The organism is Microbacterium telephonicum, assembly GCF_003651225.1.
GTDB classification, from domain to species: domain Bacteria; phylum Actinomycetota; class Actinomycetes; order Actinomycetales; family Microbacteriaceae; genus Microbacterium; species Microbacterium telephonicum.
Genome location: NZ_RCDB01000001.1, coordinates 217,773 through 234,478 on the forward strand (window position 1 = coordinate 217,773; position 16,706 = coordinate 234,478).

At 71.3% G+C, this 16,706-nt stretch carries 15 protein-coding genes; 8 read left to right on the plus strand and 7 right to left on the minus strand.

The window, feature by feature from the left end:
* Positions 1–18: 18 nt before the first annotated feature.
* Together C7474_RS01150 and C7474_RS01155 are read right to left on the minus strand one after the other, a co-directional pair.
* A complete protein-coding gene (locus tag C7474_RS01150) occupies positions 19–2,793 on the minus strand; it encodes a molybdopterin-dependent oxidoreductase (protein WP_121056897.1) in 2,775 nt (924 codons plus the stop codon).
* Entirely contained in the window at positions 2,790–3,626 is an 837-nt protein-coding gene (locus tag C7474_RS01155; RefSeq protein WP_121056899.1) for an FAD binding domain-containing protein, read from the minus strand. Before C7474_RS01155 ends, C7474_RS01150 begins: the two co-directional genes overlap by 4 nt.
* Positions 3,627–3,774: 148 nt before the next feature.
* On the opposite strand from C7474_RS01155, the gene C7474_RS01160 reads away from it, so the two are divergent.
* Both C7474_RS01160 and C7474_RS01165 read left to right on the plus strand, forming a co-directional pair.
* Positions 3,775–4,860 carry an XdhC family protein gene (locus C7474_RS01160; RefSeq protein ID WP_121056901.1) on the plus strand — a complete coding sequence of 362 codons (1,086 nt, stop codon included), beginning with the start codon at positions 3,775–3,777 and terminating at the stop codon, positions 4,858–4,860.
* Positions 4,851–5,441: a nucleotidyltransferase family protein gene (locus C7474_RS01165; protein ID WP_241965040.1), complete on the plus strand. Its 591-nt coding sequence runs from the start codon at positions 4,851–4,853 to the stop codon at positions 5,439–5,441. The genes C7474_RS01160 and C7474_RS01165 overlap by 10 nt, the downstream gene beginning before the upstream one ends.
* A 165-nt stretch (positions 5,442–5,606) precedes the next feature.
* On the opposite strand, the gene C7474_RS01170 is transcribed toward C7474_RS01165, so the two are convergent.
* The gene (locus C7474_RS01170) at positions 5,607–6,524 is read right to left on the minus strand and encodes a 2-hydroxyacid dehydrogenase (RefSeq protein WP_121056903.1); all 918 of its coding nucleotides are present in this window, start codon (positions 6,522–6,524) and stop codon (positions 5,607–5,609) included.
* 79 nt (positions 6,525–6,603) lie between these two features.
* Between C7474_RS01170 and C7474_RS01175 the strand changes: the two genes are divergently transcribed.
* On the plus strand, positions 6,604–7,032 hold the full coding sequence (locus C7474_RS01175) for a DUF1761 domain-containing protein (RefSeq protein ID WP_121056905.1): 429 nt from the start codon (positions 6,604–6,606) through the stop codon (positions 7,030–7,032).
* 74 nt (positions 7,033–7,106) lie between these two features.
* Here C7474_RS01175 and purQ read toward each other — a convergent pair whose 3' ends face one another.
* Both purQ and purS read right to left on the minus strand, forming a co-directional pair.
* Positions 7,107–7,814 carry a phosphoribosylformylglycinamidine synthase subunit PurQ gene (gene purQ, locus C7474_RS01180; RefSeq protein WP_121056907.1) on the minus strand — a complete coding sequence of 236 codons (708 nt, stop codon included), beginning with the start codon at positions 7,812–7,814 and terminating at the stop codon, positions 7,107–7,109.
* Positions 7,811–8,056, minus strand: a complete 246-nt coding sequence (gene purS / locus C7474_RS01185; protein WP_121056909.1) for a phosphoribosylformylglycinamidine synthase subunit PurS — start codon at positions 8,054–8,056, stop codon at positions 7,811–7,813. Before purS ends, purQ begins: the two co-directional genes overlap by 4 nt.
* Positions 8,057–8,353: 297 nt before the next feature.
* Between purS and C7474_RS01190 the strand changes: the two genes are divergently transcribed.
* The 5 genes from C7474_RS01190 to C7474_RS01210 all read left to right on the plus strand — a co-directional run bounded on the left by C7474_RS01190 (position 8,354) and on the right by C7474_RS01210 (position 14,211).
* Positions 8,354–9,637 carry an ABC transporter substrate-binding protein gene (locus tag C7474_RS01190; RefSeq protein ID WP_121056911.1) on the plus strand — a complete coding sequence of 428 codons (1,284 nt, stop codon included), beginning with the start codon at positions 8,354–8,356 and terminating at the stop codon, positions 9,635–9,637.
* Positions 9,638–9,707: 70 nt separating this feature from the next.
* Positions 9,708–10,793, plus strand: coding sequence for a carbohydrate ABC transporter permease (locus C7474_RS01195; protein WP_422385771.1), 1,086 nt, complete (start codon positions 9,708–9,710; stop codon positions 10,791–10,793).
* A 5-nt stretch (positions 10,794–10,798) separates the two neighbouring features.
* Complete coding sequence (locus C7474_RS01200; protein WP_121057833.1) at positions 10,799–11,689, plus strand: carbohydrate ABC transporter permease; 891 nt, start codon at positions 10,799–10,801, stop codon at positions 11,687–11,689.
* A 25-nt stretch (positions 11,690–11,714) separates the two neighbouring features.
* Positions 11,715–13,172, plus strand: a complete 1,458-nt coding sequence (locus C7474_RS01205) for a GH1 family beta-glucosidase (RefSeq protein WP_121056913.1) — start codon at positions 11,715–11,717, stop codon at positions 13,170–13,172.
* A gap of 25 nt (positions 13,173–13,197) precedes the next feature.
* On the plus strand, positions 13,198–14,211 hold the full coding sequence (locus C7474_RS01210) for a LacI family DNA-binding transcriptional regulator (RefSeq protein WP_121056915.1): 1,014 nt from the start codon (positions 13,198–13,200) through the stop codon (positions 14,209–14,211).
* 99 nt (positions 14,212–14,310) lie between these two features.
* Here C7474_RS01210 and C7474_RS01215 read toward each other — a convergent pair whose 3' ends face one another.
* Both C7474_RS01215 and C7474_RS01220 read right to left on the minus strand, forming a co-directional pair.
* Positions 14,311–15,138, minus strand: a complete 828-nt coding sequence (locus C7474_RS01215; protein ID WP_199692367.1) for a VOC family protein — start codon at positions 15,136–15,138, stop codon at positions 14,311–14,313.
* A gap of 161 nt (positions 15,139–15,299) precedes the next feature.
* Entirely contained in the window at positions 15,300–16,640 is a 1,341-nt protein-coding gene (locus tag C7474_RS01220) for a uracil-xanthine permease family protein (protein WP_121056919.1), read from the minus strand.
* Positions 16,641–16,706 lie beyond the last annotated feature (66 nt).

Genomic DNA, 16,706 nt, shown 5'->3' on the forward strand with positions numbered 1-16,706 from the left:
CTTAAGTTTCCGGTTAACTCACCGCCGTGTTTCGGTGATGTGACGGGTCAGCCGCCACACCCGATCGCGGGAGAATGGCTGGGCGAACGGTCGCTCACCGAGGGCGCGGGCGATGGCGTTGCCGATCGCAGGGGCGACGGGGTTGTACGGCGACTCGCTCATCGACTTCGCGCCGAACGGGCCGAGGTCGTCGCTCGTGTCGGCGAAGTACACCTCGGTGACGGGGACGTCGGCGAACTGCGGCACGCGATAGAGGCGGAACACCGGCGTCGTGACTTTGCCGCCGGCATCCGTCATCACCTCTTCGTACAGCGCCGAGCCGATGCCCTGCGCGGCGCCGCCCTCGATCTGACCGCGGCACTGGGCCGGGTTCATGACGAAGCCGGCGTCGGCCGACTGCACCGACTGCAGGATGCGCACCGTTCCGGTCGACGGTTCCACCGCGACGCGCACGGCGTGCACGTTGAAGGCGAGCGAGCGCCGCTCGCCCAGCTCGCTGCCGTCGGCGGTGAGCTCGCCGTGCGCCGCGAGCTCGGCGAAGCCAACGGTGCGCACCGGGGTGACGACGCCGTCGGCGGTGAGCACGGCCGAGTGCGGGTCGGATGCCGTCAGCTCGGCGGCGCGGTCGACCATCCGGCGCCGCAGCGCCAGGCATGCCGCGTGCAACGCCTTGCCCGCGACGGTGATGCCCGCCGACGCGAACGCGCCGGTGTCGTGGGCGACGGCATCCGTGTCGGCATGCCACAGCTCCAGCCGGTCGAACGGCACGGCGAGGTCGGTCGCGGCGATCTGGCGCAGCACGGTCGTGGTGCCGTTGCCGAACTCGGCGGTGCCGGCCCGCAGCAGGTAGGTGCCGTCGGGACGCAGGGTCGCCGTCGTGTGCGCGATGTGGCCGAACGGGGCCATCGTCGCGATCATCGCCGCCGCCATGCCCTCGCCCACGAGCCACCCTGCGGGTGCGTCGACCCCGTTGCCGCGCCGCAGCGCGTCCTGTGCGAGGTCGAGGCACTGGTCGAGCCCGTAGCTGCCCCACACGAGGTCGTCTTCGTACGGGTCGGCGTCCGGATGCAGCGGGTCGCCCTCGCGCACGGCGTTGCGGCGGCGCAGGTCGAAGGGATCGATGCCGAGTCGCTCGGCGAGCATGTCCATGGCCGATTCGACCCCGAGGATCACCTGGCCGAGCCCGTAGCCGCGGAACGCCCCCGAGGGCACGTTGTTCGTGTAGACGACCTCCGCGTCGAGCTGCTTCGCCGGCACGCGGTAGATCGTCGTCGATTCGGCGAGGGCGTGGAACATGACCCCGCGGGAGTGGTTGCCGTAGGCGCCGGTGTCGCTCAGCAGGTCGACGCGCAGCGCCGTGAGGCGTCCGTCGGCGTCGGCGCCGAGCTCGACGGCGACGCGCATCGGATGCCGCACCGCGGCGCGCACGAACTCGTCGGTGCGCGAGAACTCGTAGGCCACCGGGCGACCGGTGCGCAGCACCGCGAGGGCCACGAGGTCTTCCGTGAAGATCTCCTGCTTGCCGCCGAACCCGCCGCCCAGGCGGGCCGCGTGCACGCGCACGCGGTCACGGTCGAGCTCGAACAGCCGTGCGATCTCGTCGCGGGCGAGGAAAGGCACCTGCGTCGACGAGCGCAGCACGAGGCGCCCCTCGTCGTCGAGCCACCCGAGCGAGCCGTGCGTCTCGAGCTGCGCGTGGGTGACACGAGACGTGGTCCAGGTGCCCGACACCGTGACCGCGGATGCGGCGAGGGCCGCGTCGACGTCGCCGTGCCGCTCGTGCACCGCGGCGACGACGTTGCGGTGCGCCTGGTCGACGCGCTCGGCGGGGGTGCGGTCGGGGTGCAGCAGCGGTGCTCCGGGCGTCCGGGCCGCGTCGGGGTCGAACACCGCCGGCAGCACGTCGTAGTCGACGCGCAGCGCACGCACCGCGGCGTCGGCGGCCTCGGCCGTCTCGGCGACGACGGCCGCGACCCGCTGACCGACGTGGCGCACGACGTCGTCGAGCATGCGCGTGTCGTCGGGGTCGTCCTCCCGGTGCTCGTGCCGGGCCGTCGAGTACCGGATGTCGGGCACGTCGGCGTGCGTGAACACCGCGACCACGCCCGGGACCGCGCGTGCGGCATCCGCGTCGATCGCGGTGATGCGCGCGTGCGCGTGCGGACTGGTCGCGACCCGCAGCACGAGGGCGTCGGCGGCGGGATGGCCCGGTGGCAGGTCGAAGGTGAACGGCTCGCGGCCCTGCACGATGCGCTCCGCCGCCTCGGGTCGGGCCGAGCGGCCCACGGTCGGCTCGGGGCGCTCGGGGCGCTCGGGTCGCTCGGGTCGCTCGGCGGGGCCGCCGCCGGTCTCGCGCACCGGGCCGAGCACCGCCTCGGTGATCGCCTCGCGGATCGGCCGGTACCCCGTGCAGCGACAGAGATTGCCTTTCATCCGCCGGTCGAGATCGGGCAGGTCGTCGCACGTGAGGGTCGAGGCGGTCACGCTCATGCCGGGCGTGCAGAACCCGCACTGGAACCCGAAGCCGTCCGCGAGCGCCCGCTGCACCGGATGCAGGTCGTCGCCCGGGGCGAGGCCGGCCGCCGTCGTCACCGCGCGCCCGTCCATCCGCACCGCGGGGATGAGGCACGAGTGCACCGGCTCGCCGTCCAGCAGCACCCCGCAGGCGCCGCAGTCGCCCGCGTCGCACCCCTTCTTGACGCTCGTGTGCCCGGTCTCGCGCAGCAGCGTCCGCAGGCACTGGCCTGCGCGCGGCTCCGCCTCGACCGCGGCGCCGTCGACCTCGAACCTCATGCTGCCGGCTCCGTCCTGCTGCGCTCCGCGAGTTCGGTCCTGATGCGCTCCGCGAGCTCGATCGACACGCCGCGGCGCCAGTCCGCCGCGCCGAGGGGATCGCTGTAGTACCCGGAGGCCGTCCCCACCGCGTCGGCGAGGGTGCCGGCATCCGGAAGCCTCTCGAAGCGGAGCACCGTGGGCCGCAGGGTCGCGGCGGTCACGGTGAACACGCTCGACCCGTCGGCATCGGCGCGCCCCGTGACGACGGCGCCCGAGCGGCCGTGCTCGGCGAGGGCGATCTTGCGCAGCGTGGCACGGGAGCGGAGGGCGCGGGTCGGGAGCACGAGCGCGCGCAGCACCTCGCCGGGCGCGAGGGTGTTGGTGCCGTTGCCGGTCACGAACGCCGCGACGTCCTGGCGGCGCTCGCCGCCGTCCGGCGTCCAGATCTCGGCGACGGCGTCGAGGGCGACGCACAGCGACACCATCGCGCCGGCCGCGAACGAGCGGCAGACGTTGCCGCCGACGGTCGCCGTGTTCCAGATCTTGAACGAGGCGAGCAGGGCGTTCGCGGCATCCGGGATGATCGCCGTCGCCGGCCACGCGGCGGGTGCCTCGGTGCGCGCCCAATCGAGCAGGCGGGCGATCGTGCACGTCGCGCCGACGCGCAGGCCCTCGGGGACGACCTCGACGTCGGGCCAGCCGAGGGTCGTGAGGTCGACGAATCCGGTGGTCGTCGGCTGCGGCTCGCTCATGAGCCACGTGCCGCCCGCGATGACCGTCTCGCCCGGCGTCAGGGCGAGGTCGGCCCGCGTCGCGGCGCGACGGAACGTCTGCACGCTGGTGATGTCCATGACCTGCCTCCCGGGTGCGACGAGTGAAACAGAACACCGTTTCGCCCGTGTTTCGCGACGCGCCGTGTGGCGTGATTAAGCGTAGACTTAACGACGAGGCAACAGTCCCGCAACACGTGAGGTCTACCGTGAGCACGAGGAGGTGCCGATGCGCGAGATCCTGCCGATCGCGGCCGAGTGGCTGCGCGCGGGTCGTGACGTGGCAATCGCGACGGTCGTCGCCGTCGCCGGCAGTGCGCCCCGAGAGATCGGCGCGTCGATGGCGGTGTCCGACCGCGGCGAGGTCGCCGGCAACGTCTCGGGGGGCTGCGTGGAGGGCACCGTCTACGAACGGTGCGGCGACGCGCTCGCCTCCGGTGCCGCGTCGCTCGAGCGGTTCGGCTACGCGGATGCCGACGGCATCGCCGTGGGGCTCACCTGCGGCGGATCCGTCGAGGTGCTCGTGCGCCCCGTCGCCGCAGGGAGCCCCGCGGCCCGTGATCTGCTCCTGCTCGCCGAACGCGAGCGGGAGGGCGTGCCGACGCGCTTCGCGCTCTCGCTCGGGGCGGAGCGCGGGGCGGGGCTCGGGGCCGGGCTCGGCGTCGGGCGCGTGCTCGACGCGGCCGAGCCCGAGCCGTTGGACGGTGCGCTGATCCTGACGTTCGGAACGCCGGCGCGGCTCGTGATCGTCGGCGCCGTCGAGTTCGCCGTCGCCCTCTCGCGGCTGGGGGCGGCGATGGGGATGCGGGTCGTCGTGGTCGATCCGCGCGACGTGTTCACCACGACTGCGCGCTTTCCGGATGCCGAGGTCGTCGTCGACTGGCCCGACCGATGGCTCGCCGCGCAGACGCTCGACGCGCGCACCGCCGTGTGCGTGCTCAGTCACGACCCGCGCGTCGACGGCCCGGCGCTGCGGGTCGTGCTCGCGTCGCCCGCCGGGTACGTCGGCGCGATGGGCAGCCGCTCGACCCACGACGACCGTCTCGCACGCCTGCGCGCGGCCGGGGTCGCGGAGCACGCGCTCGCCCGGCTGCGCTCGCCGATCGGGTTGGATCTCGGCGGGCGCTCTCCGGAGGAGACGGCGCTGTCGATCCTCGCCGAGATCGTCGCCGACCGGCACGGCGCCTCGGGCGCGCGGCTGACGCACCGTCGCGGCGCGATCCACACCCCGACGCCGCCCGCTCCGGCCCGGGGGATCGGTGCCGGCGCGACCGATGTCGCCGCGCCGGCATCCGACCGCGCCGCGTGGTCGTGACGGGAGGCGACGAGCCGCCGGTCTGCGGGATCGTCCTCGCCGCCGGCGCGGGACGCCGCTACGGGGGACCGAAGGCCCTCGCCCGCGACCCCGACGGCACGCCCTGGCTCACCCGCGCGGTGCGCACGCTCCAATCCGCCGGTTGCTCGCCCGTGCTGGTCGCGCTCGGCGCGGCACCCGATGCCGCAGACCTGCTGCCGGCCGACATCGCCGACGTCGTCGTGGTGCCCGTGCCGGAGTGGGCCGACGGTCTCGCCGCGACCCTGCACGCCGCCCTGGGCGCCGCGGCGTCGACGGATGCCGAGTCCACGGTCGTCGTCCCGGTCGACGTGCCGGGCCTGCCGGCATCCGCCGTGCGCCGCGTGATCGCGGCCGCCGCGCCGGCGGGCGTCGACGGACTCGCCCGAGCGACCTACGGCGGCGATCCCGGGCATCCGGTGCTCATCGGACGGTCGCACTGGGCAGAGGTCGCCGCATCCGTGTCGGGCGACCGCGGCGCCGGGGCGTACCTCGCCGCGCACGCCGCCCTCGCCGTGCCGTGCGACGACCTGTGGTCCGGCGCCGACGTCGACACCCCCTGACCAGTCACTTCCGGCGGCCTCGGCGCCGCTGCGCCCACCCCTTCTGACTGCCGAGCGCGGATCGCGGTGAGCGACCAGCCCTCACCCGTCAGAAGCGGCGACCCACACGCCGCGCAACCCACCACTCCTGACTGCGGAGCGGGTGAGCGGATGCTGCGCCCGGCGTCAGGTGCGCAGGACGATGTTCTCGGGGGCGTCGCCCTCGAGCAGGTGCCCGATCTGGCGGCGCACGAGCGCGGCGATGCGCGGCTTCATCGCCGACGACGCGCCGCCGAGATGCGGCACGATGAGCACGCCGTCGAGGTCCCACAGCGGGTGGTCCGCGGGCAGCGGCTCCGGGTCGGTCACGTCGAGCGCGGCGCGGATGCGGCCGCGGCGCGCGTGGTCGACGAGCGCGTCGGTGTCGATGAGCGGTCCGCGGCCGACGTTGACCACGAGCGCGCCGTCGGGCAGCGCAGCGAGTTCTGCGTCGCCGATGATGTGCCGCGTCGTCTCGCCGCCCGGCAGCGTCAGGATGACGATCTCGGCGTTCGGCAGCAGCTGCGGCAGCTCGTCCACGCCGTGCACGGCGACGCCGTCCTCGATGCGGGCGCGCGAGGCGACCGGGATCACCTCGACTTCGAACGGCGCGAGCCGTGCGGCGACGGCCTTTCCGACCCCGCCGTAGCCCAGCAGCAGCACGCGGCGGTCGGCGAGGCTCTGCGTGAACGCGCCCTCCCAGCGGTGCTCGAGCTGGTTGCGCACCGACTGCGCGATGTAGCGCTGCGCGGCCAAGGTCAGCCCGAGCGCCAGCTCGGCCGTCGACGTCTCGTGCACCGTCGCCGCGTTGGCGAAGACGAGCCCCGGCGGCAGGATGCGGTCGATGCCCTCGTAGCCGATCGACTGCCCCTGCACGAGGCCCACCTCGATCTCGGCCAGCCGCGGCAGGGTCTTGCCCTGTGACATGTACGGCGGCACGACGATGTCGATGCGCGGCCGGGGTGCGGCATCCGCCATGTCCCAGACGAGCACCTCGACCCCGTCGGGGAGGGGCTGCAGGTCGGCGGCGAGTTCGGCGGTGGGCACGGTCACGACGAGGCTCATCCTCCGACGCTACCCGGATGCCGGCGGACCGGGCGCGCGGCCGGGTCCCGCGCCGCTACGCTCGGCGTCGGAGGTGGCCATGATTCCCGAGATCAACCTGTGGGCCGTGCTGATCGCGACGGTGCTGAGCATGGCGATCGGTGCGCTCTGGTACTCGAAGGCGCTGTTCGTCGAGCGTTGGCAGCGGCTCGCGCGCATCGAGCCGAAGGAGAACCCGAACTTCGCGATCCCGCTGATCACGGCGGCGGTCGTGACGTTCCTCACCGCGTGGGTGCTGGCCGGTTCGGTCGCGATCGCCTGGCACTTCTACGGCGGCGGCTATCTGTGGTCGGCGCTCGTGACCGGTGTCACCCTGTGGGCGGGCTTCACCGCGGCGCGCGTCATCACGCACGACGTGTTCGAGGGGCGTCCGTCGCAGCTGACGGTGCTGACGATCGGCAACGAGCTCGCAAGCGTGCTCGTGATGTCGCTCGTCCTCGGCCTCTGGCCGCCCGCCGGCACCGTTTGACACCGCCGCCGAGATGACGCAGAACGTCGTCGGATGCCGGCATCCGCGACGTTTCGCGTGATCTCGCGACCCGGTCAGGCGGCGGATGCCACCACGGCGGCGACGGCGGAGGTGAAGAACGCGAGGCCGTCGATGCCGGAGCGCATCGCGGCCGGCGTGTTCGGCCCGAAGCCGGGCTCGACGGCGTGCTCGGGATGCGGCATCAAGCCGACGACGTTGCCGCGTGCGTTCGTGAGCCCGGCGATGTCGTCGATCGACCCGTTCGGGTTGACCCCGAGGTAGCGGAACGCGACCTGACCCTCGCCCTCGATGCGCGCGAGCGTCTCGGCGGAGCAGATGTAGCCGCCGTCGCCGTTCTTCAGGGGGATCGTGATCTCCTGGCCGGCCTCGAACTGCGACGTCCAGGCGGTGTCGGCGTTCTCGACCCGCAGGCGCTGGTCGCGGCGGATGAACTGCTGGTGCGCGTTGCGGATGAGCCCGCCCGGCAGCAGGTGCGCCTCGACGAGCATCTGGAAGCCGTTGCAGATGCCGAGCACGGGCATGCCGGCGTTCGCGGCATCCTTCACCTCGGCCATGATCGGCGAGTGCGCCGCGATGGCGCCCGCGCGCAGATAGTCGCCGTAGCTGAAGCCGCCGGGCAGCACGAGGGCGTCGACGCCCTCGAGGTCGTGCGAGCCGTGCCAGAGGGCCACGGGCTCGGCGCCGGCGAGGCGGATGGCGCGCTGCGCGTCGACGTCGTCGAGCGAGCCGGGGAAGGTGATGACGCCGATGCGCGCGGTCACTCGACGACCTCGATGCCGACGACGTCCTCGATCACGGAGTTGGAGAGGATCTCGTCGGCGATCTGCTTCACGGTCGCCAGCGTCGCCTCGTCGGCGGTGTCGACGGTGAGCTCGAAGCGCTTGCCGATCCGCACGGCGCCGAAGCCGTCGTGGCCGAGCCGGGTGAGCGCGCCGGCGACGGCCTTCCCCTGCGGGTCCAGCAGCTCGGCCTTGGGCATGACGTCGACGACGATGGTGGGCATTGGATCCTCCAGGCGGCACAGCCGCGGCATACCGGTCGTAGAGCGACGAGCGCAGCGAGGAGTCGAAACGCGAATGTCGCGGGAAGGGGTCGCGCCCAGTCTACGGGAGGGCGCGGCGGCGGCCGGAATCAGGCCGCCTGAGGGGCGTGATCGAATCGTGACCCATCCATGGGAGCGCTCCCTTGACATTCGTGGGAGCGATCCCATAGCGTCGGGGGCAACCCGTGAGAGCGCTCCCATCCATCTGGGGATCGGGGAAGCGACCCACAAGCACCACCACCCACAAAGGAGTGATCCGTGAACACACGTGCACTGCGCCGCATCGGCCTCGTCGCCGGTATCGCGACGACGTCCGCGATCGTGCTGGCCGGCTGCGCCGGCGGCAGCGGCGATTCGGCCACTGGCGACCCCAACGCGGAGGTCACGCTGACCGTCGCGACCTTCAACGACTTCGGCTACACCGACGCGCTCCTGAAGGAGTACGAAGAGGCGCACCCGAACGTCAAGATCGTGCACAACAAGGCCGCGACCTCGAACGACGCGCGCGCCAACTACTTCCAGAAGCTCGGCAAGAGCGGTCTGGCCGACATCGAGGCGATCGAGGTCGACTGGCTGCCCGAGGTCATGCAGTACTCCGACCTGCTCGCGCCGGTCCCCTCCGACCTCTCGGGCCGCTGGCTCGACTGGAAGGAGAAGGCGGCGACGGATGCCGACGGCAACCTCATCGGCTACGGCACCGACATCGGCCCCGAGGCCATCTGCTACAACGCCGACCTGTTCGCCAAGGCGGGCCTGCCCACCGACCCGGCCGAGGTCGCGACGCTGCTCGACGGCGACTGGGCCAACTTCTTCAAGGTCGGCGACCAGTTCGCCGCCGCGAACACGGGTGCCGCCTGGTTCGACAGCGCCGCCGGCATCTGGCAGGGCATGGTCAACCAGATCGAGGCCGCGTACGAGGACCCCGACTCCGGCGAGATCACCGCCACCGAGAACCCCGAGGTCAAGGACGCATACGAGCAGCTCACCGCCGCCCTGCCCACGCAGTCGGCGCACCTCGAGCAGTGGTCGACCGACTACTCGGCCGGTATGGCCAACGGCGCCTTCGCCACGATGCTGTGCCCGGGCTGGATGCTCGGCGTCATCTCGGGCAATGCCCCCGACGTGACCAGCTGGAACATCGCGAACGTCTTCCCCAACGGCGGCGGCAACTGGGGCGGCTCGTACCTGACCGTCCCCGCCAACGGCAAGAACGTCGCGGCCGCGCAGGAGCTCGCCGACTGGCTGACCTCGCCCGAGACCCAGGTCAAGGCGTTCGAGAACGCCGGCACCTTCCCGAGCCAGAACGACGCCCTCAAGTCCGACACGCTGCTGAGCTCGACCAACGAGTTCTTCAACAACGCGAACGTGGGCACCATCTTCTCGGAGCGCGCCAACGCGATCACGGTCTCGCCGTTCAAGGGTGAGTTCTACTTCCAGATCAACGACGCCATGAACCAGTCGCTGCTGCGCGTGGACCAGGGCGCCCAGGATGCCACCACCTCCTGGAACCAGTGGGCCGACGAAGTGAAGGCCATCGGCTGATAGCCGCCTGACCGATGCCCCGGGCCGTGACCCGGCCCGGGGCATCCCTTCTTCTCCGAGAGGAAACGTCGTGACCGCGACCATCACCCCCACCGAGCGCCAGAAGCGCTCGGACGGCGGCTCGCCCCGCCCGCCGAAGCGCATCGGCTTCGGCCACCGCCTGAGCCGGTGGGACCTCAAGTTCTCGCCGTACCTCTACATCTCCCCGTTCTTCCTGCTGTTCATCGTGGTGGGCCTGTTCCCCATCGCCTACACGGCAGTCATCTCGTTCATGGACTGGGACCTGATCCGCAACTCCGGTGAGTTCGTCGGGTTCGACCAGTACGCGTACATCCTCGGCCAGCCCCAGTTCTGGACCGCCCTGCGCAACACGTTCAGCATCTTCCTGCTCTCGAGCGTTCCGCAGCTGATCGCCGCGATCTTCATCGCCGCGATGCTCGACCAGAACATCCGCGCCAAGACCTTCTGGCGCATGGGCGTGCTGGTCCCCTACGTCATGGCCCCCGTCGCCGTCGCCCTGATCTTCTCGAACATGTTCGGCGACCAGTACGGCATCATCAACACCTGGCTGAAGGACATCGGACTGTCCGCCGTGCCGTGGCACTCCAACGCCTTCGCGAGCCACATCGCGATCGCGACGATGGTCAACTTCCGCTGGACGGGCTACAACACCCTCATCCTCCTGGCCGCGATGCAGGCCATCCCGCGCGACTACTACGAGGCGGCGACCGTCGACGGCGCCGGCAAGGTGCGCCAGTTCTTCGCGATCACGGTGCCGAGCCTGCGCCCGACGCTCATCTTCGTCATCATCACGTCCACCATCGGCGGCCTGCAGATCTTCGACGAGCCGCGGATGTTCGACACCAACGGCCTCGGCGGATCGAACAAGCAGTGGCTGACGATCACGCTGTACCTGTACGACATCGGCTGGAACCAGTGGAACTTCGGCCGCGCCGCGGCCCTGGCCTGGATCCTGTTCCTCATCATCCTCGTGGTCGGCGTGATCAACCTGTTCGTCACACGCGGCCTCGTCCGAGACGAAGGATCGCGCGGTCCCCTGACCCGCGCGCAGCGTCGCGCCGCCGCCCGCGAAGCCCGGCGCCGCATCGACGCCGACCGCGTCGCCGCGTCCGCATCGAAGGAGGTCCGCTCGTGACCACCATGACCCCCGTCCCCGCCCCCGCCGCCACGGCGAAGTCCAAGCGCCGCACCCGCGTGCGGCCGGTCCGCGGATCGCGTCCGGGCTGGTTCGTCTACGGATGCCTCGCGATCGTGCTGATCGCCTCGGTGTTCCCGTACTACTGGTCGCTGCTGATCGGCTCGGGCGACTCGACGACGCTCAACGACCCGAACATGTCGTGGATCCCCGGCGGCAACTTCTTCGCCAACGCGGCGAGCGTCATGAACGACCCGGCCGTCAACTTCTGGCTGGCCCTGTGGAACTCGATCTACAGCTCCGCGATCATCGCCGTCTCGGTCGTGTTCTTCTCGACCCTCGCGGGCTGGGCGTTCGCGAAGCTGCACTTCAAGGGCCGCGGCTGGCTGCTCGTCTTCGTCATCGCGACGATGGCCGTTCCCACCCAGCTCGGCGTCGTGCCGCTGTACCTGCTGTTCTCCGACCTCGGATGGACGGGCCAGATCGGCGCGATCATCATCCCGGGCCTGGTCACCGCGTTCGGTGTGTTCTGGATGACGCAGTACATCCAGCAGGCCGTGCCGGACGAGCTCATCGAGGCGGCGCGCGTGGACGGGGCCAACTCGTTCCGCACGTTCCTCACGGTCGGCCTCCCCGCGGCGCGTCCCGCGGCCGCCATGCTGGCGCTGTTCACCTTCGTGACGTCGTGGAACAACTTCTTCTGGCCGTTCATCGTGCTCGACCGGCAGAACCCGACGCTCCCGGTGGCGCTGTCGCTGCTGCAGTCCAACTACTTCATCGACTACTCGATCGTCATGGCCGGCGTGCTGCTGGCGACGATCCCGCTGCTGATCCTGTTCGTCTTCGCCGGCAAGCAGCTCGTCAGTGGCATCATGCAGGGAGCGGTCAAGGGCTGACCCCTGCCGCACGGAAAGAACCACCATGACTGATTCACCGCGTCCGTTCCCGGAAGGGTTCCTGTTCGGCGCCGCCACCGCCGCGTACCAGATCGAGGGGGCCGCCTTCGAGGGCGGCCGCCGCGCCTCGATCTGGGACACGTTCAGCCGTGTGCCCGGGGCCGTCATCAACGCCGACAACGGCGACGTCGCCTGCGACCACTACCACCGGTACGCCGACGACGTGGCCCTCATGAAGTCCCTCGGCCTCGACACCTACCGCTTCTCGGTGTCGTGGTCGCGGGTGCGACCCGACGGCGGGGCCGTCAACCAGGAGGGGCTCGACTTCTACAAGCGCCTCGTCGACGAGCTGCGCGAGAACGACATCCTGCCGTGGCTGACGCTCTACCACTGGGATCTGCCCCAGGCGTTGCAGGACCGCGGCGGATGGGCGGTGCGCGAGACGGCCGACCTGTTCACCGAGTACGCGCTGTCGGTGCACGACGCCCTCGGCGACCGCGTCGACATCTGGACGACCCTCAACGAGCCGTGGTGCTCGTCGTTCCTGAGCTACACCGGCGGCATCCACGCCCCCGGTCACTTCTCGATCACCGAGGGCGTGCTGGCGGCGCACCACCTGCTGCTCGGACACGGCCAGACCGTGCGGGAGCTGCGCTCGCGCGACGCGTCGCTGAACCTCGGCATCACGCTGAACCTCACCGTCGCCGAGCCGGCCGACCCGCAGAACCCCGCCGACGTGGATGCCGCGCGCCGCATCGACGGCCAGTTCAACCGCTGGTTCCTCGACCCGGTGTTCCGCGGGTCGTACCCCGCCGACATCGTCGAGGACATCCGTGCGGTGGATGCCGCCGCGATCGACGCGCTCGAGGCGGCGACGCACGAGGGCGACCTCGCGACCATCGCGCAGCCGCTGGACTCGCTGGGCGTCAACTACTACCACGGCGAGTTCGTGGGCGGTCAGCCCGACCCGAACCCGCCGATCGCCGGCGACGCGCCGACCGACCGGGAGACCGGGTCGCCGTGGCCGGCGGGTGACGACATCCACTGGCACGAGCGCGGGCTGCCGCGCACCGCGATGCACTGGGAGGTGCAGCCCGCGGGGCTCACGACCCTGCTCGAGCGGGTGTGGACGGAGTACGCCCAGGCGGCGGGGACCACGCTCTACGTGACCGAGAACGGCGCCGCCTACGACGACGAGCTCGTGGTCGACGACGGCGAGAAGCGCGTGCACGATGGGGATCGTGTCGAGTTCCTGCGCGGTCACCTCGGTGCGATCGTGGATGCCGCCGAGGCCGGCGTCGACGTGAAGGGCTACTTCTACTGGTCGCTGCTGGACAACTTCGAGTGGGCATGGGGCTACGAGAAGCGGTTCGGCATCGTGCGCGTCGACTACGAGACGCAGGAGCGCACGCTCAAGGACTCGGCGCTGGAGTATCGTCGGGTCATCGCCGCTCGGGCGATCGACGTACCTCCCGCCACGTGACGCCGCGGGGAATCTCGGAGTAACCGTGAGCATCGACCAGCCCCGGACCGCCGCCACCATCGAGGAGGTCGCGGCGGTCGCGGGGGTGTCCCGCTCCACCGTCTCGCGTGTGGTCAACGGCTCGACGGCCGTGAGCCCGGCGGCCCTCGAAGCCGTGCAGAAGGCGATCGCGGAACTGCGCTATGTGCCCAACCGCGCCGCGCGCACCCTTGCGAGCCGGTCGACGATGGCCATCGCCCTCGTCGTCCCCGAGGACGTCAGCCGCTTCTTCGGCGACCCGTTCTTCGCGTCGATCGTGGCGGGGGTGAACTCGCGGATCAGCCGGTCGGACTACGTGCTGAACGTCATCATCCCGAGCAGCGATCCGCGCGACAAGACGTCGAATTACCTGCAGAGCGGTGCCGTCGACGGCGCGATCGTCGTCTCGCACCACTCGAGCGACACGTTCGTCGAGCGCATCGCCGCCGCCCTGCCCTTGGTCTACGGCGGTCGGCCCACCCAGGTGCGCGAGGCCGACTACTTCGTCGACGTCGACAACGTCGCCGCGGCGCAGGTCGCGACCGCCCATCTCATCGAGCGGGGGCGCACGCGGATCGCGACGATCACGGGTCCGGTCACCATGCCCGCCGGTGTCGACCGCATCGACGGCTACCGTGCGGCGCTGGCCGCCGCCGGCCTCGAGCCGGGGCCGGTCGCGGCGGGGGACTTCACGATCGAGAGCGGCGCGGCTGCGATGGACGCGCTGCTGCGGTCGGGTGAGGACTTCGACGGGCTGTTCGTCGCGAGCGACCTGATGGCCCGCGGTGCGCTCGGCGTGCTCGAGCGCGCCGGCATCCGCGTGCCTGAGGATGTCGCCCTCGTCGGCTTCGACGATTCGGCCGTCGCGACATCGACGGCGCCGCACCTCACCACGATGCGACAGCCGTCGTTCCTGCAGGGGGAGCGGATGGTGGAGGTGCTGATCTCGCTGCTGAACGGCGGTGCGCCTCCGCACGCGACGATCCTCGACGCAGACCTCATCGTCCGCGCCTCCTCCTGACCCCGCCGCGCCGGGCGGCCCCTCGGGTCGTGTAGTCGCCGCCGGCGCCGCACCCCCGGTGATCGAGTAGCCGCCGCAGGCGGCGTATCGAGATCCGTCTCAGCCGACGACGGCGTGGAGCGCGTTGCGCCACGGGTCGTCGAACGCGACGGTCCTGCCGTCGTCGCGCACCTGCACGCCGTGGTGTCGCAGCCGCTCGGTGAGTGCGCCCAGACTGTCGGCGTCGGGCAGAGCCAGGTCGACGCGCCCGAGTCCGAGGGCGGGCATCCGGGGACCGGCGCCGCGCGAGTTCCAGACGTTCATCGCCATGTGGTGGTGGTAGCCCCCGGCGCTGACGAACAGCGCCTGGCTGCCGAGCGCCGCCGTGACGTCGAAGCCGAGCGCGTCGACGTAGAACGCGCGGGCGCTCGCGACGTCGCCGACCGAGAGGTGCACGTGACCGATGGTGGCGGCCTCCGTCGGCGTCGACTCCTCGGCATCCGCGGGCAGGTGCGTCTGCAGGAAGGCGTTCGGATCGAGGAAGAGCGTGTCCATCTCGACCTGACCGTGGGTCCACGACCACTCTGTGCGGGCGCGGTCCCAGTACAGCTCGATGCCGTTGCCCTCGGGGTCGGTGAGGTAGAACGCCTGACTGACGAGGTGGTCGGCGCTACCGGTGAACGTCTGCGGCGCCCGCCGGGCGACGCTGTAGAGGGCGGCGGCGAGCGCGGCCTGGGTCTCGAAGAGGATCGCGGTGTGGAACAGTCCCGCGGAGCCGGATGCCGCGTGCCGCAGCGACGGCTCGTGCCGCAGGATCACGAGCGCACGGCCGGCGCGGCCGAGGGTGACGGTGTCGCCGTCGGCGGCGAGCACCTGCAGCGTCACGACGTCGCGGTAGAACGCGGTCTGGGCGTCGAGGTCGCCGACGAGCAGGGTCACCGCGCCCATCGAGGTGGCCGGCGCGAGCGGGCTGAAGTTCTCATTCACACGAATGCACAACGTCCGGCATCCGCCCGCCATTCCCCGCGAGTTCGCCGATCAGGCCGCGAGTTCGCCGATCAGGCCGCGAGTTCGCCGGCGAGCTCGGCGCGGAACCGGCGAGCTCGGCGTCACTCGGGGTCGCCGCCGAGCTGCCCGATCGGGACGATGGGGCCGCCGTCGTCGGCGCCGGTCTTGCGCCAGCGGGCGATCGCGTTGCCGCCGTGGTAGATCACGAGGGCGGCGACGGTGCCCAGCACGATGGCCGAGAAGGCCAGCGATCCGAGGTTCATCGTGAACCCGGCGATCGCGATGACGAACGACACCGCGACCGTGTACTGGTTGACGGGGCGCGAGAAGTCCACCTGGTTGTCGACCCAGATCTTGATGCCGATGACGCCGATGAGGCCGTACAGCGCCGTCGTCACGCCGCCGATGACGCCCGCCGGGATGGTGTTCACGACCGCCCCGAACGCGGGCGAGAACGACAGCAGGATCGCGAACGATCCTGCCACCCAGTACGCGGCGGTCGAGTAGACGCGGGTCGCGGCCATGACGCCGATGTTCTCGCCGTACGTCGTGGTCGCGGAGCCTCCGAAGAGGCCGGCGAGGGCGCTGGCGACGCCGTCCGCGGTGAGGGCGCGACCGGTGTGCCGGTTGATCGAGGGGTCGCCGGTCATCGTCGCGACGCCGCGCACGTGCCCCACATTCTCGGCGATGAGCACGAGCACGACGGGCAGGAAGATCGGCAGCAGGCTCCACGAGACCGGGTCGCCGAAGGCGGGGAAGTGGAACTCGGGCAGACCGATCCACGGCGCCTGCGCGATCGGCGCGAAGTCGACCTGGCCGGTCACCGCGGCGAACACGTAACCGACCACGACGCCGAGGAAGATCGAGATGCGACCGAGGAACCCGCGGAACAGCACGCTGAACAGGATGACGGCGGCGAGGGTCACCGTGGCGACCACGGGCTGCAGCGTGAAGTTGTTCCACGCCGCGGGCGCGAGGTTGAGGCCGATGAGCGCGACGATCGCGCCGGAGACCACCGGCGGCATGAGCTTCTCGATCCAGCCGATGCCGACCTTCTGCACCAGCAGGCCGACGAGGGCGAGGATCACGCCGGTCACGGCGACACTGACCATGGCCTGCGTGATCTGCTCAGCGGTCTCGAGCGCCTGACCGCCGTTGTAGGCCTGGATCGGCGCGATGAACGCGAACGACGACCCGAGGTAGCTGGGCAGCTTGTTGCGGGTCAGCAGCAGGAACAGCAGCGTGCCGACACCCGAGAACAGCAGCGTCGTCGTGACCGGGAAGCCGGTCAGCAGCGGCACGAGGAACGTCGCGCCGAACATCGCGACGACGTGCTGCGCGCCGATCGCGATCGTGCCGGGCCAGCTGAGCCGCTCGTCCGGCTTGACGACGGCGCCGGGTGCGACCGAGCGGCCGTCACCGTGGAGGGTCCAGATGGGCATGCGTGTGCTCCTCGAGATCGGGTGGGGCTGCCGCTCAGGCTAGCTGAGAGCGAGCTGTGAGCGCCG

Coding starts and splice junctions, on each gene's coding strand:
- C7474_RS01205 (WP_121056913.1), top strand. CDS start 11,715: ATGACTGATTCACCGCGTCCGTTCCCGGAAGGGTTCCTGTTCGGCGCC.
- C7474_RS01200 (WP_121057833.1), top strand. CDS start 10,799: ATGACCCCCGTCCCCGCCCCCGCCGCCACGGCGAAGTCCAAGCGCCGC.
- C7474_RS01170 (WP_121056903.1), bottom strand. CDS start 6,524: ATGAGCCTCGTCGTGACCGTGCCCACCGCCGAACTCGCCGCCGACCTG.
- C7474_RS01175 (WP_121056905.1), top strand. CDS start 6,604: ATGATTCCCGAGATCAACCTGTGGGCCGTGCTGATCGCGACGGTGCTG.
- C7474_RS01220 (WP_121056919.1), bottom strand. CDS start 16,640: ATGCCCATCTGGACCCTCCACGGTGACGGCCGCTCGGTCGCACCCGGC.
- C7474_RS01150 (WP_121056897.1), bottom strand. CDS start 2,793: ATGAGGTTCGAGGTCGACGGCGCCGCGGTCGAGGCGGAGCCGCGCGCA.
- C7474_RS01160 (WP_121056901.1), top strand. CDS start 3,775: ATGCGCGAGATCCTGCCGATCGCGGCCGAGTGGCTGCGCGCGGGTCGT.
- C7474_RS01155 (WP_121056899.1), bottom strand. CDS start 3,626: ATGGACATCACCAGCGTGCAGACGTTCCGTCGCGCCGCGACGCGGGCC.
- purS (WP_121056909.1), bottom strand. CDS start 8,056: ATGCCCACCATCGTCGTCGACGTCATGCCCAAGGCCGAGCTGCTGGAC.
- C7474_RS01215 (WP_199692367.1), bottom strand. CDS start 15,138: ATGGGCGCGGTGACCCTGCTCGTCGGCGACCTCGACGCCCAGACCGCG.